Source organism: Streptomyces sp. NBC_01808 (assembly GCF_035917395.1).
Classification (GTDB): Bacteria; Actinomycetota; Actinomycetes; order Streptomycetales; family Streptomycetaceae; genus Streptomyces.
Window position 1 is genome coordinate 3,215,726 of the sequence record NZ_CP109072.1, and the last position, 22,527, is coordinate 3,238,252.

The window sequence follows — 22,527 nt, forward strand, 5'->3', positions numbered from 1 at the left end:
CTCAGCTCCGAGCGGTCGCCGCCGGCGTGACGCTCGCCGGCTGGCCGGCGCCGCCCGGGAGGCCCGCGCCGCCCTCGGACTTCTTGATGCCGTCTGTGATCTCTTCCAGCTCGTCCAGCGCGGGCGCCTCGTCGCCGATGTCGAAGCCGGCCCGTACGACGACCAGCGTGTCCGGGTTCGCCGGGGACGGGAACGCGAGCGACTGCACGTAGCCGTCGTCGCCCTCCTTCGTCACGACCTTCCAGCGCACCAGGTAGCCCTTCTCGCCGGCCACCTCGACCTCGCCGGACTCCACCTCGTCGTGGGAGGTGATGCCGCCGTACGCCTCGTCGCCGTACGACGCCTCCGCGTTGGGCTCGATGTCCTTCTCGGCGATGCTCTTCGGGCTGGTGGCGTCGATGCCGAGGGCGAGGGCGGGCGCGGAGTTCACCCCGCCGCGTACGCACGTGTCCTTCGGTGACGTCGGGCACTTGTACTCGCCCACCGACACCGAGGCGCCTATCTGCCCGGACTGCCCCTTCCAGCCGTCGGGCACCGGGATCTTGATGCCGCTGGCCAGGTCGGTGGCGAAGCCGTCCTCGCTGGGGATCTCCATCGGCGGCTGCCCGCCGTCGGGGCCGCCGGGGTCCTGCTCGCCGCCCTCGGGGTCCTGCGGACCGGGCGACTGTCCTGGCCCGCCGCCCGGGCCGCCGTCGGAACCCCCGGAGCCGCCATCGGGCCCGCCGTCCGGCCCCTCGCCGGGGGCCGGCGAACGGGGCTCGCCGTCCGGGCCGTAGACCACGGGGCCACCGCCGCCGGCCTTGTCGCCGTCGTCGTCGCCCCACATCGCGTACCCCCCGGCGATGCCGCCGCCGACGAGGGCCGCGGCGGCCACGCCGATGGCGATGCCGAGCGCGAGGGGGCGCTTGGCCGCCCAGCGCTTCCTGGCGTACGGCCCCTCGGGACCGAGCGGTTCGGCGTGGCCGCCGGATATGACTTCCGTGGGCGCCCCGTGCATCCCGCCGGGCGGAGGCATGCCGCCGGGGATTCCGGCGTGGCTGTCTCCGTGGCTGCCGCCGGGCGGAGCGTCCTGCGGGGCGGACCCGGGGGCCGGGGGCGCCGCGGGGACCGCGGGCCCGTCCGGACCCGTGGCCCCGCCGGCGGCTCCGTCGGCCCCGGTGGCCCCTTCGGGGCTCTGCGCAGGGACATCTGCGGCGACAGCAGCGGGCCTGACCTCGTCCGTCCAGCCTTCACCGTCCCACCTCCGCTCCCTCGGCGACTCGTCGTCGCTGCGGTCCGGGTCGGGATACCACCCTGCAGGTGCCATTCCACTCATGCACGCAGGCTATCGAGGCTCCCTGAGAACCGGATGAGAGCGGTCTGAACCTGATGCCCGTCCAACTGCGCAAACCCTCAGAAGACGCCCTCGGGGAGCGTTCAGAAGGAGAGCCAGGTCCCCGCAAGCCCCTGCTGCCCCACCCCCGTCGTGGAGTAGTCGCAGACGCCCCGGTCGAAGACGGCCCGTAGCCGCCGCCACTCGGCGTCCGTCCACGTCACGCCGTACTCGCTCGCGTACGTGTCCCGCCGCGGCGGCTCCGTACGGCACTTGATCACGTCCGTGGCGATGTCCTCGCCCGCGACCTCGCGCGGGAAGGAGTGGGACGGGTAGAGCTTCTCGCAGGTGCCGTCCGGGTCGCGGTCGAGCGCCTCGGCGACGAACCGCGGCTCGGCGTCCCGGGTGTTGCAGCCCTCCCGCAGCTCCCCGGGCTTCGCCGCCACGATCTTGTCGATGCGCGGGGCGGCGGAGGTGTCGGCGTCGAGGTTCGTGAGCCAGCGGTCCATCATCGTGAGCGAGTGGCGGACGAGAGGGCTGGCGGTGCTCTGGCCGCCGTAGCGGTTGTCCTCCATGAGGGAGACCATGTTGGCCGCGGTGCCGTTGGCCTTCACCAGGCGCTTGCGCATGGACAGCGAGTAGTAGCGCAGGTGGGTGTCGCCGCGGGGGGCGTCGTCCACGTACGCGCGGTACTCGATGATCGGCACGTCCGCGAGGCCCCCGCCGCCGTTGGTGAGCCGTCCTGTGCGGTACGCGGTGCGGGTGGCGATCGGGTCGGCGGTGGTACGGGCGTCGACGATCCCGGCGTCGTGGTCGTAGCCGCCGACGCGCTCGTTCAGCTCCAGGAACTGCTCCTTGCCGATCGTCCCGGCGGCGAGGGCGCCGAGGCCGTACTGCACGCCGACGTTGTCGAGCGGGCGGCGGGCGAAGCCGGTGCGCGGGTCGGGGCCGTAGACGTTGATGGCGTGGTCGTAGAGGTCGCAGCGCGCGCCGCGGGGGTTGGTCTCCGGGTCGTACCGCAACTCCTCGGGCAGCACGCCGCAGTTGCCCGTCGGGTCGATGCGCGTGGCGTCGCCCTGGGTGCCGGTGGCGACGGCGTACGAGGCGAAGCCGGTGACGGCGCGCTTCTGCTCCTCGGTCCAGGCCAGGTCCGTGTCCCCGGCGAAGTACTCGGTGAGCAGCCGGGTGTCGGTGACCCTGTTCGTCATCGCGAAGCCGACGTCGGGGAAGGAGCAGGCGGGCAGGATGCCGTCGAGGATGCCGGGGTAGTTGTCCACGATCTGGTACGCCTGGTACGAGCCGCCGGAGCAGCCGAAGCCGATGGTGTGGTCGACGGGCCCGTACGCCTCGGTGAACCGCTCCTTGACCATCATCGCGGTCTCGGCGGCGGTGAGGTCGTGGCAGTTGGCGCCGAAGACGTTGAGGGACGAGGACATGACGGCGTACCCGCGGCCGAGCATGTAGGTGTCGGTGACGCCGCCGGTGGTGTTGCCCTGCCGGTACCAGCCGCCGATGCAGCCGCCGCCGAGGGTGTAGACGGCGCGGCCGTTCCAGCCGGCGGGGCGGCTGCGGGGATCGGGGTCCGGCTCGGCGAGGGGGTCGTGGAGGATCGTGGACTGGTAGATGCCGCGGTTGGCGGTGCCGGTCTCCATGCGCACGATGAACGGGACGGTGCGGCCGGTGGAGGTGGTGGTGCGGCCGAGGTCGGCGGGGTAGTCGGTGGCGCCGGCGGGCCAGGCGGTGTAGACGCCGGCGGTGTTCCGGTAGAAGTAGTCGACGCGGGTCTTCGCGGAGCAGTCGGCGTCGAGCGGGTCACCGAGGGTGCCGCCGACGACGGGCAGCCGGAAGGTGCCGGTCTCGCAGACGAAGGGCTGCTGGTGCGGCCCGGAGAAGACGGGGCCCTGCGCGGGGTGGCCGGTGAGCGTGAGCCGGGCGGCGCGGTGGCCGGGGGCGGTGGCGGTGACGGTGTTGCGCCCGTCGCGTACGCCGTCGACGACGCCGGACACGGCGCCGGGTCCTTCGGGGGCGAAGAGCGGGGTGACGTCCTCCCCGTTGAGCCGGATCTCCACGGCGGCGGGGTCTGGGGCGGCGACGCGGAGCAGCGCGTCGCCGCCGGTGACGGAGCCGGGGCGGCCGGAGAGCACGTCGAGGTCGATGCGCTGGGATGCCTGGGGGGCGGCGGCCTGGGCGGTGAGCGGGAGGGCGAGGAGAGCGGCGAGCGCTGCGGAGAGGGGGACGAGCAGAGCACGGCGTGGGCGCATGCAGGGGTCCTCCGGTTCGTTGCGGCCTACAACTTGACCGTACGCGTTCAACTCCACCCCGAAAAGACACCGCGACGGACGAAGCCCCGCCCCCACCCACGCACCCCCGCACCCGCCGACCCCCACCCCCGCCACCCGCTACACTGTCGCGGGTGACCGGGCCTCCGGGCCCACCCCGCCTCCGTAGCTCAGGGGATAGAGCACCGCTCTCCTAAAGCGGGTGTCGCAGGTTCGAATCCTGCCGGGGGCACCACACAGATGGAAACGAAACCCCGTCTGCGTGCCTGGTCCGCATCGTTTCGGCAGCGATGCGGGCTGTTACGTCGATCCAGCGTCCGGCTTCACCGCTCGGAACCAGAATGACGTGAACGAAGCCACGCCCGCCGCGGTGGACCCGGCGAGCAGGTCAACGCCGTCGTCGGCCTTGATCCCGGCGGCTTCGTGCTGGGCGGGCGGGTCCATCTTGGACCCGACATGCGAGAGGCCGACGGCCAGCGGCGTCTCGACCGTCCGTGGGCAAGGCCCCGCACGCCGCCGCAGGTTGGTGCAGGTGATGAGCGGCGGCATACGGGGCCGGTCCGGCCCCGGGGGTCCGAACGCCCTGTGTGTTATCTCGCGGAGTCCGCCATGCTGTCCTGGTTCAGGGACTTGACCCGTAGGCGGTCGTCGTCCTGGCCCGGGTGACCTACCAACCAGGTCAGCAACGGGCCCGCCATCGCCGTGGTGACGACGGCCATGACCACCATCAGCGAGTAGAGGTCCTGTCCCAGGAATCCCATCTGCAGGCCCACGTTCAGGACGATGAGTTCCGTCAGGCCGCGGGTGTTCATCAGTGTGGCCAGCGCCGCCGACTGCCGGACCGGCATGCGGTTGAGGCGGGCCGCGACGAAGGCGCCGAGGAACTTGCCCCCGATGGCCACCAGGAGGATCAGCAGCAGGGCGCCCAGGCCGCTCGTGCCCAGGTCCGACAGGTCCACGTGCAGGCCGGCGACGAGGAAGAACACCGGGAGCAACAAGGTGCCGTTCAGTTGGCCGAGCCTGTCCTGGACCTGGTCGCGGAGTTGCTCCACGCCGGCGCGCGGAAGGATCACGCCGAAGAGGAACGCGCCGAAGATGTAGTGCAGGCCGACCCACTCGGTGGCGGCGGCCGAGACCAGGAGGCCGGCGAGTACGAAGACGAACACCGACGGGGTCAGCCGCACTTCAGGGCGGCTTGCCGCGAAGCCGTTCAGGAGGGGGCGTACGACGAAGAGCATGGCCAGGAGGTAGGGGACGGCGAGGATGATCCGCCACTGCTCCTCGCCCGCCGAGCCGCTGACGGCGACCACGCCGGCGAGCAGGGTCCAGGCGAGTACGTCGTCGATCGAGGCGCAGGCCAGGGCGAGGACGCCCAGCGGGCTGCGGCTCATACGCCGGTCGGTGAGGATACGAGCCAGGACGGGGAAGGCCGTGATCGACATGGCGATGCCCATGAAGAGCATGAACGGCGTCCGGTCGCCTGTTCCGTAGTCGTCCATCAGGTAGAGCGCCAGGAGCATGCCCAGGCTGAACGGCAGCAGGATGGAGCTGAAGGACACGGACGCCGCGAGGCCGCCGCTGCCCCGGATCATCGCGGGATCCCACTCGAAGCCGACGATGAACATGAATATGGCGACGCCGATCGCGGCCAGGGCGGCCAGCAGCGGCCGTATGTTCTCCGGAAAGAGCGCCTCGGTGACGGCGCCGTTGAAGAGGGTCGGACCCAGTGCGATCCCGGCGAGGACCTCTCCGATCACCGCTGGCTGGCCCAGCCGTTGCGCTAAGACTCCGAGCAGCCGGGCCAGCACCACCATGGCGGCGAGGCCGAAGAGAAGTGACGAGGTCTGGTGTGTATCCATGACATCCCTTCCGTGATCGGCGGACCACCCTGCATACCCGGAGTGGGGAGCGCAAGCGAACGATCCGCCGGAACGATGGGAAACGTGGAAAAGCGCCGGGTGGTCGAGTGGTTTGCACAGACGTCCTCGGTCACGTCGCCGCACTCTTTGCCCCGTTGATGGGACCATATCCACACTTCCCATTGCATTTCTGAAATGCCCTCACACAGCCAGGGCGCGCAGGCGGCAGAGCGGGCCCCCCTGGAGCACGCAATGGGTTGACTTCGGCGCATCCCCCGTAGACCGGCATCACTTGTAGCATCGACGTTTAACGATGTAATCGCGATCAGATATTGTCAGCGGCCGACCATAGGCGCCCCTTTCCCAGAGACCGTCAAGGAACCTGCCGCGCTTCGCGGCATAGCAGGAAGTGCCCAACTGCGGCTGCGGCTGCGTCACTTGGCACAGTCGCAACCCCACGGGATCCGGGGGGTGGCCAGTGCCGATGAGGAGCGCCCGGGCGGCCGAAGTCGGCCGGAATCGGGCAGCCACGGCGATGTCCCCGTCCGCGCCGGACTCCGGCACCGTACGACCCTCCCCCGCCCACGCGACCGTTGGCGGCCCGGTTCCCTGCCCCCGCGCGCCGGGGCGCCGGCCGGTCGAGTTGGATCTCGCCCTCGGCCCCGGAGCGGTGCGACCGCCCGCCCCGGGCGACCCGCCCGCGCTATGGACGGTGGACGCCGCCCGGCACGCGGCGCCGGCCGCGCTCGCGGCGCCCGCGGTCCTGGACGACGAGGAGCGGCGGCGGGCCGCCGGCTTCCGCCGCGAGCACGACCGGGCGACGTACGTGGTCGCCCACGTGGCTCTGCGGATGCTGCTGGGCGCGCAGTTGGGCCTCGCCCCGCAGTGCGTCACCCTCGTCCGCGAAGCCTGCCCACTCTGCCGAAAGGCGCACGGCCGACCCGCGGTCGCCGAGGGCCGAACGCACTTCTCCTTGGCCCACAGCGGCCGGCTCGTGCTGCTCGCGTTCGCCGCAGAACCCGTGGGCGCGGACGCCGAGGAGGTGCCGTCCGCCCGTGCCGCCGCGGAGATCGCCGGGGTGCTGCACCCGCGCGAAGCCGCGGAACTCGGCGGGCTGCCCGCGGCGGAGCGCCCCCGGGCCTGCGCCCGGATATGGGCGCGCAAGGAGGCGTACCTCAAAGGCATCGGTACCGGACTCGCCCGCGACCCGACACTCGACTACCTCGGCGCCGCGCCGGGGCCGGTCGAGGTGGCGCGGTGGCAGGTCGTGGACGTGGACGTGCCACCCGGCTTCGCGGCAGCGGTGGCCTCACCGTCGGGAAAGCCGGGGGCACGGCCACGTCCACGACCTGACCGGAAAGGCAGATGACGACGTCTGCGGCGCGCTCATGTGACCGACATCGGGAACATTGCTCTCCGGTTCATTCGCAATCCGTACACCGCTGAGCACACCGGGCCTTACTCGCGCCTCCGGCACGAAAGCGATCTTGTTCCGGTCCCTGGTGGATACGACCCGGTTGGCAATCCTGCAGTATCTGGCCAACGGCGAGGCACAGCCGGACGAGGTAGCGGACTTCCTGGGTTTCCCCCACTCCACCGTTCTGACGCAGTTCAGGCGCCTCCCGGGAGGAGAGCAGCAGTGGCCCGCCCTCGTCGTCGAGTTCGGCGGCGCCGGTGGCGACGGTGCCGCCTGCACAGGCGGCGATCCGGCCATGATCCGCGACGCAGATGTGCAAGACGAGGTTCCGGCCCCGGTGACGATCCCCGCAGGGCCGCATGCGGTTCTGCCGGCCTGCGCGTCCTCGGCGAGCGCCGAGCTGCACCACCACGCTCAACAGGTGCGTCTGGTCCGGGTCCCGCGGTTGACCCACGATTCACCTGGCCGAAGTAAAAATCATCAACCGTTCGTGGTGTTAAAATGAATCAAGATGACGAACAACGACGCACGCGCCGATTTCACACTGTCTGCGGAGCAGCGCGAACAGTTCGAGCGGGACGGCTACATCGGACCGGTCCAGATCTACGAGCCCGAAGTGATCGAAGAGCGATGGCGGACCGTGCGGCGTCAGCTAGTTGACCGGTCCCATGCCATCTACGACGCGAACGCCCGGGGTTCGGCGACCAACATCGCGAACTACGACCGGCACCTGGATATTGATCTGCTCTCGGAGCACATCATGGACCCCAGGATCGTCGACCGGGTGGCGTCGATCATCGGCCCCGACGTCCTGTGCTGGCGCACCGAATTCTTCCCCAAGTACGCCGGCGACGAGGGAACGGACTGGCACCAGGCGGCAACCTTCGCGAACGCCAGCAAAAAGCCGCAGATCGCCTGGCCGTCGGAGAACGGTGAACCGGCGTTCGGCGGCACCATCACGGTGTGGACGGCGTTCACCGACTCGACGCTGGAGAACGGTTGCCTCCAGTTGATGCCGGGGACCCACCGCCACATGAACTACGACGAGTCGAAGCCCATGGACTTCCGACCCGAAACGCTCAACAACACGGAGAAGGAAGGCATCAAGCGGGGCTTCTTCGGCTACGACTACCGGCAGTTGCAGACGGATCCCGACTGGAAGCCGGACGAGTCCCAGGCGTTCCCGCTGGTCATGCGGGCTGGGGAGGCGGTCATCTTCTGGTCCACCCTCATGCACGCGTCCCTGCCACACACGGGAAGCGTGCGGGACTACCGCATGGGTTTCGCTGCCCGCTACGTGCCGACCAAGGTCAAGGTCTACCCGGAAACCGACGACGTGGTCGAGTACGGCGGCGCGATCGACCTCTCGAAGTACGGCGCCGTGCTCGTCTCCGGCGTCGATGACTACGGAATCAACCGAATCGCGACGGAGAACCAGCGGGGCTACCCGTTCCGCGTTCAGTAGCCCGCGGGTCAGGGCGCTGGACCATCGGAGTCACAGCGCTCGGCAGGCCTGGCGGTCGATCTTGCCGTTGGCATTGAGCGGAAACGCTTCCACGTGCACGAACCGCGCGGGAACCATGTGTACCGGCATGTTCGGGAGCAGGCGGCTGCGCAGTTCGCCCGCGTCGACGGCCGCGCCGGTGTACACCGCGGTGAGCTGAAGCTCGCCGGCCGGGGCGGAGCCGACGACCACGACGACATCACCAACACCCGCCCACCGCCGCAACGCGGCCTCCACGTCACCGAGTTCGAGCCGCCGACCCATGATCTTGACCTGCTCGTCGAGGCGACCCAGGTGAACGAGATCGCCGTTGACGTCGGTCATGCGATCGCCGGTGCGGTACCACGCGGCGTCGTCAACCGAACGGTCGACCGAGTCGGCATCACCCTCCGCATCGGGACCCCAGAAGCGGCCGACGTTGTCGGCCGGGTCGAGGTACCCGTCGAACCGCTGCGGCCCGCGGACCTGGAGCTCACCGGTCACCGGGTCGATCCGGCCCTCGAGGTGCGGGTACACCGGGCCGATCGGCACCGTTCCGTTCTTGGTCGCCGGCCACGCTTCTCGGTCGGCCGGCAGTTGGTACGCGGTGACCGTGATGGTGAGCTCCGTCGGCCCGTAGAGGTTCTCGATCGTGCTGTTGGGCGCGGCGTCCGACCACACCCGCGCCTGCTCCAGAGTCAACTGCTCACCCGCGAAAAGGCTGCGGCGCAGCGTGGGCAGGCTACCCGGCTCCAGTGATCCGGAGTCGTGCACCCACGAGACGATCGAGGGCAGCGAGTACCAGTGCGTGAGGGCGTGATTGTTGACGAACTCGACCGGGTCGATCAGCTCGGCCCGTGACGGCACCACCAGCGTGGCGCCACTCCCCCACGCGACGGCCATGTCGAAAACCGAAGGGTCGAAGGTCAGCCCGAATGTCTGGGACAGGCGGCAGCCGGGACCGACACCGTACCGGTCCAGATGGTAGCGGACGAACGCATCGAGGTTGCGATGCCGGATCGGCACCCCCTTCGGCACGCCGGTGGATCCCGAGGTGAACAGGATGTACGCGATGTCCTGCGCGTCGTCCGCGTCCTCGACGGCGTCGGCCACGGGCGCCGCCGACACCTGCCTGGCGTCCTCGCTGCCTATCTCGATGACCGGCAGGTCAAGGTCCTCGGCGAACTCGACGTCGCGGCCATCGTCGACGATCAGGGCGTCGAGCTTGGCGACCTCGACGACTTGGCGGTTGCGCTCAGCGGGATAGTCGACATGCATCGGCACCACCGCGTTGCCGCCGCGGATCACGCCGAGGTAGCCCGCATAGGCCCCCACGCTCTGCGCGGCCAGCAGCCCGATCCGGGCCGGACGTCGAGGCGCGATCTCCGCGACGACCGCGGCCACGGATCGTGCGACCCGGTCCAGCTCCCGGTAGGTCCATTGCTGCCCGGCCACGACCAGCGCGATCTCATCGGGGAGCCGGTCGGCAGTGGAGGTGAACCAGGAATGCAGCGTTCTCACAGGACACGTCTCTCTGTGCTCGCCGACCGCCGGAGGCAGGGGCGGAGTGCGATCATCATCACCGGGGCCGTGCCAGGATACCGGCGACGGCGGGTCCGGTCCGGCGAACGATCGATGTGTCCATGACCTCGGTGTGCAGGCACGTCAGCCGATGCGTCTCGGCGCCACCGGAAGAAAGGTCGGCCCACGTGATCCCGGCCCGGCGGCGTAGCGGCCCGGTCTCGTCGGTCTCGAAGCTGACGGTCCGGCCGTCGAACGGCCGGGATCGATGAGCCGCAGACAGGCGGAAGCAGTGCGTGGCGGTGCCCAGCAAATCATCGAACAGGGACTCGGTCAGCTCGCCGGCCTCGCCGCCGACGGAGCCACGAATCGAGGCCGTGATCGCCTCCATGGTCTCCGGTGAGAGAGCCGCCGGGGAGACGGTCCCGTCGAGTTGGACCATCCCAGGAACGCCTGGGACGGCGTCGAGCAGGACAAGGTCGCGCACCGGACGCCCGGACTCCTGCGCCAGCACCGCGATCTCCTGCGCAGCGACGCCGCCGAAGCTCCATCCGACCAGAGACAAAGGACTGTCGGCATTCACTCCCGAGATGAGGTCGAGGTAGGTCTCGGCCACCTGCCGCACCGTCCCCGGCCGGTCCGCACCGGAGACCAAACGCGTCGCCTGCAGGCCGTAGACCGGGCGTCCCTTCGGGATGAAGGGCAGGAACCGTGCGTAGGCCCAACTGAGACCGCCGATCGGCGGCAGGAAGAAGACCGGGTCGAGGCCGCCGCCCGCGCGCAGGGGGAGCAGCGGCGCCAGCGAGTCGTGCACCGGGCTCCCGAGGCGATCGGCGAGTCCCGCCACCGTCGGCGTCTCGAGCAGCCACTGGATCGCGACGTCCGTCCCCAGCACCGCCCGCACCCGGGACACCAGGGGCGCGATCAGCAGCGAGTGTCCACCGAGGTCGAAAAAGTCGTCGTCGACCCCGACCGAATCCTGGCCCAGCGCCTCGGCGAAAAGCTGGGCGATGATCTCCTCCCGGGAGTTCCTCGGCGCCCGGCCCTCGGCCGGCAACTCCGACGACGGCGGGTTCGCGATCGCGACCTTTGCCCGAGGCTCCTTCCGGGCCGTCTCATCGCCGACAAGCCGCCGGACGTGAATCCTGCTTTTCTTCCGGACGATCGGAGCATCGCCGTCGGAACGCGGAGGCGCGTCGGGCACCGGATGTGCGAGGCGATCGGCGAGTCCCGCCACCGTCGGCGCCTCGAACAGCCACCGGATCGCGACGTCCGTCCCCAGCACCGCCCGCACCCGGGACACCAGGCGCAGGATCAGCAGCGAGTGTCCACCGAGGTCGAAGAAGTTGTCGTCGACCCCGACCGAATCCCGGCCCAGCACCTCGGCGAAGAGCCGGGCGATGATCTCCTCCCGGGAGTTCCTCGGCGCCCGGCCCTCGGCCGGCGACTCCGGCGACGGTCCACTCGGGTCCGTCTCAGCAGGCCGCGACGCGAGTGACGCCCTACTGCGGACAAGACGCCGGACCGGTTCCTCCCGTCCGGACGGAACGGCGCCGTCCGACAGCAGACCCGCCAGCTCGGCATCCGGTTCGGCGATCGCCCGTAGCGCGAGTAACCGGTAGTGCTCGGTGAAGGAGGCTATCGTCGACCGGTCGAAGAGTGCCGTACGGAACGCGATGTCGGTTTCGAAGCCGTTGTCGCCCCAGATGACCGAGACGCCGAGTTCGAACTTGGTCGTGCTGTTGTCGGTCTCCAGACGCGTCACGCCCAGACCGGGCCAGCGGTCTTCTCCCGACCCCTCGTATTCCACGGCGAGAACGGTGTCGAAAAGGTCGGGACGGAGCCCGAGTTCCGAGGTCGCGAGCTCGGAGACCAGATAGGCGTACGGGTATCGCTGGTTCTCGTAGGCGTCCAGCAGGGCGCCCCGGACCTGGCGCAGCAGATCCCGGAAGGTGTGCGCTCCGAGCGAGTCGACGCGCAGTGTCATCATGTTCACGAAGTAGCCGACGGCATCGCGGAATTCGTCGGGCCGGTTCGAGACCGGACTGCCGACGACGATGTCCCGCTGGCCGGTCAGATGCGCGACCGCCAGATGGTGCAGCGCGTGGGCGAACATGAACGGCGTGAGTCGCTCCTGCGCGAGCAGCGAGCGAACACCCTCGAACTCCTGCGCACCGATCGTGAACCGCGCGGCGCCACCGGTCTGCGACGAAGCCAGGGACCGGGGGCGGTCGGTGGGCAGTGTGAGATGCGGGGCGCCGGCGAGGGTCGCACGCCAGAAGTCGAGCTGCTCGCGGCTCTCCTCCTGGTCGAGCCATGCCCGCTCGTCGATCGCGAACCGGGTGTACTGGCCGGCCGGCTCCTTGCGCGAAGCGGCGCCCAGCCCGTCGGCGTAGAACTCGGCGAGCTCGTCCATGACGATGTCGAGCGAGCCGCCGTCGAAGATGATGTGGTGCGTGGCGAGCACAAGCACGTGCTCCAGTTCGCCGCACCTGAGCAAGGTTGCTCGAAACAGCGGACTCGTCGCCAGGTCGAAGCCGCGGTCGGCCTCATGCGCGAGCCGCTGCCGCAGCCCGGACTCGCCGCCCGCCACGTTCTCGACGGTCAACGGCACGCGCAGGTTGTCATGGACGACCTGACACACCTGGTCGTCGCGTTCGACGAACGTCGTCCGGAGAGCGCTGTGCCGGGCGACGAGCCGGTCGAGCGCGTTCTTGAGCGCGGGCACGTCCAGTTCACCGGTCATCCGGAACGGGAAGGTCATCAGGTACTGGGACGTGCCCGGCGCCATCTGGTCGATGAACCAGAGCGCTTCCTGACCGACCGAGACGGGCGCCAGTCCCTGGGGCATCACGGAGTCCGCCATATCACCTTCATCGAGTCCATACGCATCGGGCGATGCTAGCCGAAAAGATCGTGTTGCCGTCTCCTGCTGCGACAACACGAGTAGGCCACGAGCGACGCGTCCTCAGGTCCACGCCACGTCGGTTCACTCGCCGGCGTCCAACTGGGCGCAGAAGTCGCGCAGTCGCGGGTGGTCGAACAGCTTCCGCATCGTCACGGGCGCGACCTTCCGGCGGACCACCGCCACAGCCCGGCTCGCCACCATCGAGTGGCCGCCGAGCTCAAAGAAGTCGTCGAACGGCGACTCGACCGGGACCCCCAGGAACTCCGACCAGATCGCGGCGACGGCCGCCTCGACCGGTGACAAGGTCGTGTCGCCGGTCCCGTTGGACGTTTCCGCGTCGGACGGGGCCTCGACCGGCCCGGCGAGCGCGTTCGGGGACGTGCAGGGAACGAGCCGGGTGAGCGCGTCGGTCAGCCCGAGAGAGTTGATCGGCGCCTCGGGATCGCGCAGCAGGGCGGCCAGGATCTCCCGGTAGGCGTCCCGGTAGCCCGCCGCGGTCTCGCGTGAGTACGTGCGCAGCGCGAACTCCCAGTCGAGAGCAACCACGGATCCCTCGACGTAGCACCAGGTGATGAGTTCGAACGGGCCCTCGACGCGGTGGGCCGGAACCCCGGAGTCCCGCTCGCCGCGGACGGTGGGACTGCCCTTCGAGCCCGCGGTGAACATGGTGTTGATGAGATCGTCGCCCAACCCGCCACCGGAGCCTTCGAGTTCGGCGATCGCGCGGCTGTAGGGCAGATCCTGGTGGTCGAGCGCGTCCATCAGGTCGAGGGACACGGCATCGAGCACGCCCGCGAAGGAGGCGGCCTTGTCGATGACCGACTTGATCACGAGCGTGTTCACGAGCATCCCGACGGTGCCGGCGAACCGTCGCGGCCGCCCTTCCACCGCGGTGCCGAGCACCACCTCACGGTCGTTCGCCGCGTGGGCGAACATGATCTGCATCGCGCAGAGCAGAACGGTGAACGGAGTGGCCCGCGCTCGGCGGGCGTAGTCGAGCACCGCGGCCGCGAGTTCGGGCTCGAGGACTGTCGACACGGCACAGGTTCGGTGGGTGCCCTCCGCCGGCCGGCTGCCGCCGTCACCCGGCAGCACGCTTCCACGCGCGCCGGCAAGCCGTTCACCCCAGTAGTCGCGCTCCTCGCGGAAGCCCTGCCCCGAGAGCGCGTCGAGTTGCCGCCGGACGAACTCGGTGTAGCCGGGGGGAGCCGGCGGGAGATCCGGGACAGTCCCTCGTCGTGCGGCCTGGTGGAACGTCTCGAAATCCTCAAGCACGCGCGACAACGACGGACCGTCACACGCGATGTGGTGGACGACCAGGAGGATCGATGTGCGCTCCTCGGCGACGCGGATCGCAGCGAGCCTGATCGGCAGGTCCACTGCCAGGTCGAACGGCGCGTTGGCCTCGTCGAAGAGAGTGGCGGCGATGCGGTCGGCACGCTCGGCCTCCGGCACGTCGTGAAGGTCGGTGACCCTGACCGGCATCCGGCCCGGGTCGCGCGCCACGACTTGCACCACACCGGACTCGGTCTCCCGGAACGTCGTGCGCAGCGCCTCGTGCCGCCGCACCGTCTCGTCGAACGCGAACTGGATGGCGTCGGGGTCGAACTCGCCCTCGACGTGGAGGACCTCGGGGAGGTTGTACGCCGCGCTGGCCGGGTTCAGCCGCCAGAACACCCACAGTCCCTCTTGGAGCGGTCCGATGGGGAGTGTGTCGCTCGTCTCGTCGACCAGTGGGGCCGCACGGTCGATCCGCGGGGACTCGGCCCTCACGTGGTCATGTGTTGTCATCTCCACCCTTCGCCGTCCCGGCACGGACCGAAGTCGTGTGAAATTATGCCACTCCCCCCGCCGCCCCTGCAGCCAGTACTATTCTTGATCAAACACCGAACTCTTCGGTGCGCGCAGCTAGATCCCCTCTTTCGTTGCGGATTGGCGGTCTACCGGATGTGGAAGCACAGTCGCAAGGACGCGATATTGCTGGCCATCAGCGTGGCGCAGTTCGCCATCACGTTCGCCCTGGCGAGCACATGGGAGGCCATGCCGATCGCGGGACGGATCGCCGGCGGAATCCTGCTCACCTTCATGATGGCCTACAACATCATCGTCGTGTCCCACCTGTTCACGCACATGCCCTGGTTCGTGAGCAGCAAGCTCAACGCGGTCGTGTCGGTCGTCAACTCGGCGAACATCGGACAGTCGGTGCAGGCCTACGAGCTGACGCACGTCCGCAACCACCACCGGCACAACAACGACCGCCCAAAGGGGGGCGAGCCGACCCGCGATCGCTCGTCGACGTACCGCCGCGGCAAGAACGGCCAGCACGAGCCGCTCCCGTCGTACGCGCTGCGAGGAGCCGTTGACTCGATCGCCGACCGAGTCATGGAACTGGCGGCGGTCGTCCGGTTGTGGCGGGTCGGTGCCAGAGAGGAGAACCTGCTCGCCCTGGCTTCCAAGAAGCCTGACCGGCGCAGGCGGGAACTGCTCCAGCTCCAGCTCGACCGCGCCGCGCACTGCCTGACGCTGGCCGGCTTCGTGGTGATCTCCTGGCAGTGGACGGTGATGGTCTACCTGCCGGCGTTCTTCTGCGCGCTGACACTGGTGAACTTGCAGAACTACTACCGTCATTACGGCGCGAACCCGGACTCCCGCATGACCGACTCGGTCAGCCACTACGGCCGGCTCTACAACCTCGTCACGTTCAACGACGGGTACCACCAGGAGCACCACCTGAGCCCGGCCACCCACTGGTCGAAGATGCCCGTGATCAACGCCCGCCACCAGGAACGACTGGCCGCTCAGCCGCGCATCGTCAGCCCGGTCCCGGCGATGGTCGGTTTCCTCGACCGGGGCAGGCCGAGGCTGCACGATGGCCAGGCGCAGGAGGCCGGCTGACATGATCCCCAACCGCTGCAAGATCGAGGACTTCTTCGGCCGGTGGGACCCCGAGGCCGAGTATCTCGCCTGCGCCTCGGACGTCGATCCACTGTCCCTCCGCGAACTACTGGACCTGGCCGACGCCGACACCCGGGCGCTGTGGGACGGGCTCGAACTCGGTTACACCGAGACCACTGGCCATCCACTGCTTCGCGAGGCGATCGCCGATCAGTACACGAAGACCCCGGCCTCCGAGGTCACCGTGTGCGCCGGCGGCGCGGTCGAGGCGCTGTTCCTGCTCGCACACTCCCTGCTCGGGCCCGGAGACCACGCGGTGGTGGTGTGGCCGGCGTTCGAGTCGCTGCACCGCATCGCGCCGTCGCTCGGCGCCACGTTCACCGCCGTGGAACTGGACGCCGACAACGACTGGAAACTCGACATCGGTGCCGTGCGGAAGGCGCTGCGGCCGAACACCCGCGCGTTGTTCGTCAACTTCCCGCACAACCCGACCGGTGCGCTGCCCAGTCACGCCGAGTTCGCCGAACTGCTCACGATGGCCGGCGAGGCCGGAGTCACGGTCGTCTCCGACGAGGTGTACCGCCATCTGGAGTACGACGACGCGGACACCCTGCCGGCGGCCTGCGATCTGGACGAGCGCGCCGTCAGCGTCGGCGTGATGTCCAAGGCGTACGCCCTGGCCGGGTTGCGCGTCGGGTGGTTCGCGACCCGTGACCGGTCCATCACCGACGCGGCCCGAACCCTCAAGGACTACACGTCGGTTTGTTCCTCGGCGCCGGCCGAGATCCTGTCGCTGATCGCGCTGCGCGCCCACGACCACCTGATCGAGCGCAGCCGGACGATCGTCAAGGCCAACCTCGCCCACGCCGCGTCGTTCTTCGGCGGACATCGCGACACGTTCGCCTGGACCGCACCAGCAGCGGGTCTGCTCGCGTTCCCTCGGCTGCTGGCGCCCGTCCCGGTCGAGGACTTCGTCACCGAACTTGTTCGCGATCAGGGTGTCCTGCTCCTGCCCGGAACGGTCTTCGACACCACCGACAACCGGTTCCGCGTCGGACTCGGCCGTTCGGCACTGCCGCAGGCCTTCGACCGCATGGACGAGTTCCTCACCGCCCGCGGACTCTGAAGCGTGTTGCAGAAGGTTGTATCCGGGCCCTGACCTGCCCGGATACAACCTTTGCCACACGCTTTAGTTTCGCAACAGGAAGATCCAGGGCTCGAGCTTTCCGATCATCTGGTAGACGCCCCACAGGGCGTTGGACAGTTCGACGCGGTAATCGACATCTCCGAGTTCGGCTCGCAGTTGCTCGGACTTGCGGATCAGTCGGGCCGCGTACAACAGCTGCCGGGACGTCAGCCCTTCACCGTCCTCCTCCCACGCCTCACGCCACTCGGAGCCGATGATGTCGGTCAACTCGATGGTGAAACCTGCTGCCAGCGCTCGCGTCCGAAAGTCCTCCGGTGACATGCGCTCGGGCGCGACGGCCAAGTCGGAGAAGAGCTGCGCTCTCTCAAGCGGTTCAAGGCGGTCGGTGGCAAAGGTTTGGTACAGCAGCATCTGTCCGCCGGGTTTGAGCACACGCCGGGCTTCGGCCAGCGCCCGGTCGGCACCGACGACATGGAAGAACATGTCCCGGCTGAAGATGAAGTCGAACTCGCCGTCGGCGGCGGGGATCTCCTCCATCATGCCGTCCCGGACCGACACCTTGTCGCCCAGCGGAGACGCGGCCACCGCGGCCCGCGCCTCCTCGTTGTTGCTCGCCACCGGATCCACAGAAACGGCGTCGCAGCCGAACATCCTGACCATCGCGAGCGAATGCGACGCGTCGCGCCCGCCGATGTCGAGCACGACATCCCCCGGCCCGATCCCGAGATCATCGACCAACTCGTACAACATGGCGGACCGCCGGGGCTCATAACTGCGGTACTGCCCCCGCTGCGCCACTTCGAGGTGGCGGGACGTGTACATCTCGTCGATCGTGACCGGATCGACTTCTGCCATGAGTGTCTCCATGTGGCGTCGCGGCCGAAAGATCAGTCTAACCTTATGAACAGGGCGATAGACTCGTGCTGTTCGGCGAAGACCCCACGGAGGCTGGTCGTGAGCGAGATCGACGAGGACAACCGCACTTACTCGGTCGTGGTCAACGAGGAGGAGCAGTACTCGATATGGCTCGCCGGTCGATCGCTGCCGGCCGGTTGGCACGAGGTCGGTCATGCGGGCAGCAGGACCGAGTGCCTGGACCACATCGCCGAGGTCTGGACCGACATGCGACCCAAGAGCCTGCGGCAGGCGATGGACGCTCGCGGGTAGCGGAACGTGGGTGTCTTCCGGGCCGAGCGGGACTCGCTCGCCCGACTCGGTGCGTTGCTCCGCGCAGCGAACTACCGGACCGTCCAGTTGCCGATCCTGCTTGAGCTCGACACGTCCGGCGAAGCCGTCCTGTCGGACATCGGGCGGTTCTCGCTGTACCACCTCGGAGAGCTGTCGCTGATCGACGACCCCGCCGCGGTCCTGTTCGAGTTGTTCCTCCTGTGTGGGCAGGTGCCGGAGCGGCGTTGGAAGCTCCTGGCTCCGGAGCTCGCCTCCCTGCTCACCGACCTCGGGCTGGTCAGGATCCTTCCGGACGGCGAGCGACGCGGCACGGTCGCCATCACCGAGTACCGGAACGGGCTCTTTCTCTCCGACCGGCTGTTCGAACACGGTCCGGACGGGTTCACCCGAGACTGGCCAGACGGCGGGTGCATGCCGCCGCACGCCTCGTCGATCGAGCTGCTCCGAGGCTTCCAGCGACTCGACCTGCCCGGTCAATCCTTCTTCGACATGGGATGCGGGACCGGCTTCCTGTCCCAATTGGCCGACTGTGGTCATCCGCGGGTGGGCGCCGACATCGGCCCCCGATCGGTTGCCTACGCCACCGCGAACGCGGTACTCAACGGTGTCGACGCCCGCTACGTCGTCGGCGACTGCACGACCTACACCGACACCGCCACCTATGCGCGGATCGCGTTCAACGCTCCGGACAGCGCGACCGCGTTCGCTTTCATCAACACCACTCTGCGCGGCCTTCTCGACTCGCAAGGCACGGCACAGGTCTGGTTCGACACCGAGATCACCGCGGCGGACGGCTCACTGAACGGTTTGCTCCGCCGGGTGATCCACGATCCGGAGAGCTGGCACCTGAGCCCGGCGACCGATGATTCGTCGCCGTTCACCCTGAGCCGGGACATGGTCCGCGAACGTTGGCTGCCACCGCATTCACTGCTGGCCGTCGGGCGGGCCGAGCGGGCCGCCTACCTCGACGCGCTCGCCGAGCGAGACGTGCTCGAAGTGCAGAGCGTCGTGCTGTCAATGCGCGCTAGCTGACGCGGTTGACGAATCCCGCGTCGACCGGAAGGTCCGTGCCGGTGATGTAACGGGCCTCATCCGAGAGCAGGAACGCGACGGCGGCGCTGATGTCGGCAGGTTCCAGCAAGGGCATCGCGTTCTGGTGGCCCGCGCCCTTCTCGGCCTGCGCGTCCACATATGCCTGCATCCCCTCGTTGACCGCCATCGGTGTGTTGACCGCCGCGGGATGCACGACGTTGACGCGGATGTTGTCCTCGGCCAGCTCGTTGGCAAGCCCGCGCATGATGCCGACGACGCCGTGCTTGGCCGCGGTGTACCCGCCCGCCCCCAGGCCACGCAGCCCCGCGGTCGAGCCGATGAAGACAATCGAACCGCCTCGGCCGCCGGCGACCATGTACGGAATGGCGGCTTGCGCGGTGTTCCAGGCCCCGGTGAGGTTCACGGCGATGGCGTCGTTCCACGCCTGCTCTTCCTGCTCCGGCGTCGTCATCCCGAACTGGGCGGTGCTGATACCGGCGTTCGCCACCACGAAGTCCAGCCGGCCGAACTGCTCGACGCCCTCCTGCACGGCCTTGCGCAACGATGCGCCGTCACGCACGTCGCCGACCCGTGCGACGACTCGCCGGCCCAGTGCCTCCACCTGTCGCACGGTCTCGGCCATGTCGTCTTCCGACGCCATCGAATAGGCCGCGGACTCGACATCACGACAGATGTCCACACCGATGATGTCCGCACCTTCGGAGGCCAGCCGCACTGCCTGGTTACGCCCTTGGCCGCGGCCGATTCCGGTGATGAAGGCGACCCTACCCTCAAGACGGTACACAACTCTCCTGACGTCGGATGATGGCGAATCAAAGCGCTGACACGGACCGGGTATTACTGTTCCGCCGGGAGGGAAGGCGGAACGAGAGCGTTCCGATCCACCTTGCCCGACTCGCTCTGCGGCAGGGCGGGCACCAGTCGGATGTGCTGCGGAATCATGTAGTGAGGCAGCATCTCGGCCAGGTTGCGTCTGATCGCCCGGACGACTCGGCTCGCGTGTGCCGGGTCGTCCGAGAGAGACCCGGCCGCGACGACATTGGCCAAGAGGGCCGAGTCCTGCCCGGAGGTGCTGTGCAGCACCACGGCGGCGTCGAACACGTCGGGACAGGCTCGCAGCGACGCCTCGACCTCTCCCAACTCGATACGGTGACCGCGCAGTTGCACCTGGTCATCGATGCGTCCGCGATAGACGTAGCTGCCCGTGGCTTCGTCCCAGGCGGCGAGATCGCCGGTGCGGAAACAGTGCTCCCTCGATCCGTCATCGCCGGTCCTCTCGGGGAACCGCTCGCGGTTGAGATCCGCGCGGCCGAGATAGCCGTCGCTCACCCCGGGACCGTCGAGGAGGATCTCGCCGACGTCGCCGCGCTCGACCGGCCGCAGCAGGTGGTCCACCAGGCGCAGCCGGACGTGGGACAGCGGCGTGCCGATCAGTGTTCCCGGCGCGGAGCGCGAGAAGTCGGCCGCCGTCATCTGTCGCAGCGTCACATGCACGGTCGACTCGGTGATCCCGTACATGTTCGCGACCGACGGCCGTCGCGACGTGGGCAGTGCCGAGTGCCACCGCGAGACCGACACCGGATCGACCGCCTCACCACCGAAGATGACTTGGCGCAACACAAGCTCGTCCTGCGGACCGTCACCCGAGGCGACAAGATGCCGGAAGATCGACGGGACCATGTTGCATACGGTCACACCGGAACTCGCCAGAAAGGAAACGAACGCGTGTGGGTCCAGCCGCACATTCTGCGGCACGAGGACGATGCGGGCACCCGTCAGCAACGGCCCCCACATCTCCCACACCGAGAAGTCGAAACTGAACGAGTGGAACAAGGACCAGACGTCGTTGGCCTCGAAGCTCATCCGCGCGTGGGCCGCGTCCAAGAGAGCGAGCACGTTGCGGTGCCGGATCGGCACTCCCTTCGGCCGCCCGGTCGAGCCCGACGTGTAGATGACGTACGCCGGTGAGTCAGGGCCAACGGGCGGGCGTACCGTCGACCGAGCACGCGCGGTCGCGGCCGGCATCGCCACACACGGCCGGCCCAACGCCGGATCCGGCCCTGAGGGTTCAGAGAGGACCAGCGTGAGCGCCGAATCCGACGCCATCATGGCCAAGCGCTCGGCCGGATACAGCGGATCCAGCGGCACGTAACCGCAGCCGGTCTTCAGCACGCCCAGAATCGCAGCTATCCAACGAGAGTCGCGCGGCAGCAGCACACCGATGAGGCCGCCCGGTGCCACCCCGGCGGCCAGCAGTTCGGCGCAGACCGCGTCGGACCACTGGTCGAGTTGGCGGTAGGTGACGAGTTGACCGGCGTCGTCGACCGCGATGGCTTCCGGCGTGGATCTGGCCTGGCGCTCGAACCGTGAGACCAGCGACGTCGAGCCGCTCACGTGATCCACTTCAGCTCCTCACGTGGCGGTTTGAACCGGGCCTGTTTGCGGGCGTGGCCGTGGGGTCGGCGGCAGTGACCGGTAGATCTGCACCATGCCGCCGAGCACCCCGCTGAGCCGAGGAAGTGCGGCGTAGACCGGGTCTTTCGCGAGGATGGCGTCGACCTCACGCAGGCGCCACATCGGTGTCCTGGGAAACAGGTGATGGACCAGATGGAATCCTTCGCCGTCGGTCTCACCGAACAGGAAACGGGTCCAGAACCCGTAGTCCCGGTTCCACGACATGTAAAGGTCTACGCGCGGCGCGTTCTCGATGAGCGGGAAGTGCTCCATCAACTCGGCCACCGCGCCGATCCAGACCTGCGTGGTGACCAGCGGGACGAACCAGAGCAGGATCAACCACAGCCACCAGTTGGCGACCACGGCCCACACCAGCACAACGACGAGCAACGCGATGCGCAGGGCGCGCTCGAACGGCGCTTCGTCCTTCGACCAGATCCGGTGCCGCAGCAGGTAAAGGATGTACGAGCCGGTGGACCGCGGGCCCACCACCTTGCGTAGATAGCGGTTCAGCGCCGGGCGCCCGAGGTTGTCGCCGCACAGGCCGTTGTCCTTGTACTGGCGGTAGTCGGGATCGCGCTCCGGGTCGCCCAGGCGCCCGTGGTGTTCGCCGAGATGTGACGCGCGGTAAGCGGTGAAGCTCTGCAGCACCGGATACCCGCCGAAGACAGCGCCGAGGACACTACCGACGCGATGGTTGGCCATGAACGCGCGGTGCGTGGCCATGTGCAGCACACCCGCCACGGCGCGCTGGCGGCCGCCGATGAAGAAAGCGGCGATCAGGTACACCGGGATCGACGCCCAGAGCGACAAGTTGCTGAAGGTCCACACCGATGCCGTGCACCAGAACGCGATCCAGAACCAGTGCCGGAGGATTTCTGCTGGACCGCGCCAGTTGTCCGGGCGGGACGCTACGCGGACGGCGTCGAGTATCTCCCGATCGAACCGATGCCGGGTCCCCCTGCCGCCCGACATCGTATCGGCGAAGGTTTGCGACATGACCAGACTCTA

The 22,527-nt window shown here is 68.8% G+C and carries 18 protein-coding genes and 1 tRNA gene; 8 read left to right on the forward strand and 11 right to left on the reverse strand.

Annotated features, from left to right (window positions below; all coding sequences use genetic code 11):
• Position 1 precedes the first annotated feature (1 nt).
• Together OG946_RS13730 and OG946_RS13735 are read right to left on the reverse strand one after the other, a co-directional pair.
• On the reverse strand, positions 2–1,315 hold the full coding sequence (locus OG946_RS13730) for a DUF2510 domain-containing protein (protein ID WP_326796398.1): 1,314 nt from the start codon (positions 1,313–1,315) through the stop codon (positions 2–4).
• 101 nt (positions 1,316–1,416) lie between these two features.
• Positions 1,417–3,573: a DUF6351 family protein gene (locus OG946_RS13735; RefSeq protein ID WP_326796399.1), complete on the reverse strand. Its 2,157-nt coding sequence runs from the start codon at positions 3,571–3,573 to the stop codon at positions 1,417–1,419.
• Positions 3,574–3,750: 177 nt separating this feature from the next.
• Here OG946_RS13735 and OG946_RS13740 point away from each other — a divergent pair.
• A tRNA-Arg gene (locus OG946_RS13740) sits at positions 3,751–3,826 on the forward strand.
• Positions 3,827–3,891: 65 nt separating this feature from the next.
• Here the strand turns inward: OG946_RS13740 and OG946_RS13745 are convergent.
• Both OG946_RS13745 and OG946_RS13750 read right to left on the reverse strand, forming a co-directional pair.
• Complete coding sequence (locus OG946_RS13745) at positions 3,892–4,140, reverse strand: hypothetical protein (protein WP_326796400.1); 249 nt, start codon at positions 4,138–4,140, stop codon at positions 3,892–3,894.
• 41 nt (positions 4,141–4,181) lie between these two features.
• Positions 4,182–5,450 (reverse strand): cation:proton antiporter, encoded by a 1,269-nt coding sequence (locus tag OG946_RS13750; protein ID WP_326796401.1) that lies wholly within the window; start codon positions 5,448–5,450, stop codon positions 4,182–4,184.
• A 670-nt stretch (positions 5,451–6,120) separates the two neighbouring features.
• On the opposite strand from OG946_RS13750, the gene OG946_RS13755 reads away from it, so the two are divergent.
• The 3 genes from OG946_RS13755 to OG946_RS13765 all read left to right on the forward strand — a co-directional run bounded on the left by OG946_RS13755 (position 6,121) and on the right by OG946_RS13765 (position 8,332).
• Positions 6,121–6,819: a 4'-phosphopantetheinyl transferase family protein gene (locus tag OG946_RS13755; RefSeq protein ID WP_326796402.1), complete on the forward strand. Its 699-nt coding sequence runs from the start codon at positions 6,121–6,123 to the stop codon at positions 6,817–6,819.
• Positions 6,820–6,952: 133 nt separating this feature from the next.
• Entirely contained in the window at positions 6,953–7,372 is a 420-nt protein-coding gene (locus OG946_RS13760; RefSeq protein WP_326796403.1) for a winged helix-turn-helix domain-containing protein, read from the forward strand.
• A gap of 6 nt (positions 7,373–7,378) precedes the next feature.
• Complete coding sequence (locus tag OG946_RS13765; protein WP_326796404.1) at positions 7,379–8,332, forward strand: chlorinating enzyme; 954 nt, start codon at positions 7,379–7,381, stop codon at positions 8,330–8,332.
• A 30-nt stretch (positions 8,333–8,362) separates the two neighbouring features.
• Here OG946_RS13765 and OG946_RS13770 read toward each other — a convergent pair whose 3' ends face one another.
• From OG946_RS13770 to OG946_RS13780, 3 genes are all read right to left on the reverse strand, one after another.
• Positions 8,363–9,871: an AMP-binding protein gene (locus OG946_RS13770; RefSeq protein ID WP_326796405.1), complete on the reverse strand. Its 1,509-nt coding sequence runs from the start codon at positions 9,869–9,871 to the stop codon at positions 8,363–8,365.
• Between the two features lie 58 nt (positions 9,872–9,929).
• A complete protein-coding gene (locus OG946_RS13775; protein WP_326796406.1) occupies positions 9,930–12,737 on the reverse strand; it encodes a condensation domain-containing protein in 2,808 nt (935 codons plus the stop codon).
• A gap of 123 nt (positions 12,738–12,860) precedes the next feature.
• Positions 12,861–14,570 carry a condensation domain-containing protein gene (locus OG946_RS13780; RefSeq protein ID WP_326796407.1) on the reverse strand — a complete coding sequence of 570 codons (1,710 nt, stop codon included), beginning with the start codon at positions 14,568–14,570 and terminating at the stop codon, positions 12,861–12,863.
• Between the two features lie 141 nt (positions 14,571–14,711).
• Between OG946_RS13780 and OG946_RS13785 the strand changes: the two genes are divergently transcribed.
• Positions 14,712–15,674, forward strand: a complete 963-nt coding sequence (locus tag OG946_RS13785; RefSeq protein ID WP_326796408.1) for a fatty acid desaturase family protein — start codon at positions 14,712–14,714, stop codon at positions 15,672–15,674.
• Position 15,675: 1 nt separating this feature from the next.
• A complete protein-coding gene (locus OG946_RS13790) occupies positions 15,676–16,800 on the forward strand; it encodes an aminotransferase class I/II-fold pyridoxal phosphate-dependent enzyme (protein ID WP_326796409.1) in 1,125 nt (374 codons plus the stop codon).
• 63 nt (positions 16,801–16,863) lie between these two features.
• Here OG946_RS13790 and OG946_RS13795 read toward each other — a convergent pair whose 3' ends face one another.
• A complete protein-coding gene (locus OG946_RS13795; RefSeq protein WP_326796410.1) occupies positions 16,864–17,676 on the reverse strand; it encodes a class I SAM-dependent methyltransferase in 813 nt (270 codons plus the stop codon).
• A gap of 99 nt (positions 17,677–17,775) precedes the next feature.
• On the opposite strand from OG946_RS13795, the gene OG946_RS13800 reads away from it, so the two are divergent.
• Entirely contained in the window at positions 17,776–17,988 is a 213-nt protein-coding gene (locus tag OG946_RS13800) for an MbtH family protein (protein ID WP_326796411.1), read from the forward strand.
• Positions 17,989–17,994: 6 nt separating this feature from the next.
• Positions 17,995–19,041 carry a 50S ribosomal protein L11 methyltransferase gene (locus OG946_RS13805; RefSeq protein ID WP_326796412.1) on the forward strand — a complete coding sequence of 349 codons (1,047 nt, stop codon included), beginning with the start codon at positions 17,995–17,997 and terminating at the stop codon, positions 19,039–19,041.
• Here the strand turns inward: OG946_RS13805 and OG946_RS13810 are convergent.
• Genes OG946_RS13810 through OG946_RS13820 form a run of 3 tightly spaced genes read right to left on the reverse strand, consistent with a single transcriptional unit; the run spans position 19,034 to position 22,515 of the window.
• A complete protein-coding gene (locus tag OG946_RS13810) occupies positions 19,034–19,846 on the reverse strand; it encodes a mycofactocin-coupled SDR family oxidoreductase (RefSeq protein WP_326796413.1) in 813 nt (270 codons plus the stop codon). The two genes, OG946_RS13805 and OG946_RS13810, sit on opposite strands and share 8 nt — an antisense overlap.
• A gap of 53 nt (positions 19,847–19,899) precedes the next feature.
• Positions 19,900–21,465 carry an amino acid adenylation domain-containing protein gene (locus OG946_RS13815; protein ID WP_326796414.1) on the reverse strand — a complete coding sequence of 522 codons (1,566 nt, stop codon included), beginning with the start codon at positions 21,463–21,465 and terminating at the stop codon, positions 19,900–19,902.
• A 9-nt stretch (positions 21,466–21,474) separates the two neighbouring features.
• Positions 21,475–22,515, reverse strand: coding sequence for a fatty acid desaturase (locus OG946_RS13820; protein ID WP_326796415.1), 1,041 nt, complete (start codon positions 22,513–22,515; stop codon positions 21,475–21,477).
• Positions 22,516–22,527: the final 12 nt, after the last annotated feature.

Excerpts from the sequence above, each read along its gene's own strand:
- OG946_RS13750 (WP_326796401.1), bottom strand. The coding sequence starts at position 5,450 with ATGGATACACACCAGACCTCGTCACTTCTCTTCGGCCTCGCCGCCATG.
- OG946_RS13795 (WP_326796410.1), bottom strand. The coding sequence starts at position 17,676 with ATGGCAGAAGTCGATCCGGTCACGATCGACGAGATGTACACGTCCCGC.
- OG946_RS13790 (WP_326796409.1), top strand. The coding sequence starts at position 15,676 with ATGATCCCCAACCGCTGCAAGATCGAGGACTTCTTCGGCCGGTGGGAC.
- OG946_RS13820 (WP_326796415.1), bottom strand. The coding sequence starts at position 22,515 with ATGTCGCAAACCTTCGCCGATACGATGTCGGGCGGCAGGGGGACCCGG.
- OG946_RS13775 (WP_326796406.1), bottom strand. The coding sequence starts at position 12,737 with ATGGCGGACTCCGTGATGCCCCAGGGACTGGCGCCCGTCTCGGTCGGT.
- OG946_RS13780 (WP_326796407.1), bottom strand. The coding sequence starts at position 14,570 with ATGACAACACATGACCACGTGAGGGCCGAGTCCCCGCGGATCGACCGT.
- OG946_RS13730 (WP_326796398.1), bottom strand. The coding sequence starts at position 1,315 with ATGAGTGGAATGGCACCTGCAGGGTGGTATCCCGACCCGGACCGCAGC.
- OG946_RS13765 (WP_326796404.1), top strand. The coding sequence starts at position 7,379 with ATGACGAACAACGACGCACGCGCCGATTTCACACTGTCTGCGGAGCAG.
- OG946_RS13735 (WP_326796399.1), bottom strand. The coding sequence starts at position 3,573 with ATGCGCCCACGCCGTGCTCTGCTCGTCCCCCTCTCCGCAGCGCTCGCC.
- OG946_RS13745 (WP_326796400.1), bottom strand. The coding sequence starts at position 4,140 with ATGCCGCCGCTCATCACCTGCACCAACCTGCGGCGGCGTGCGGGGCCT.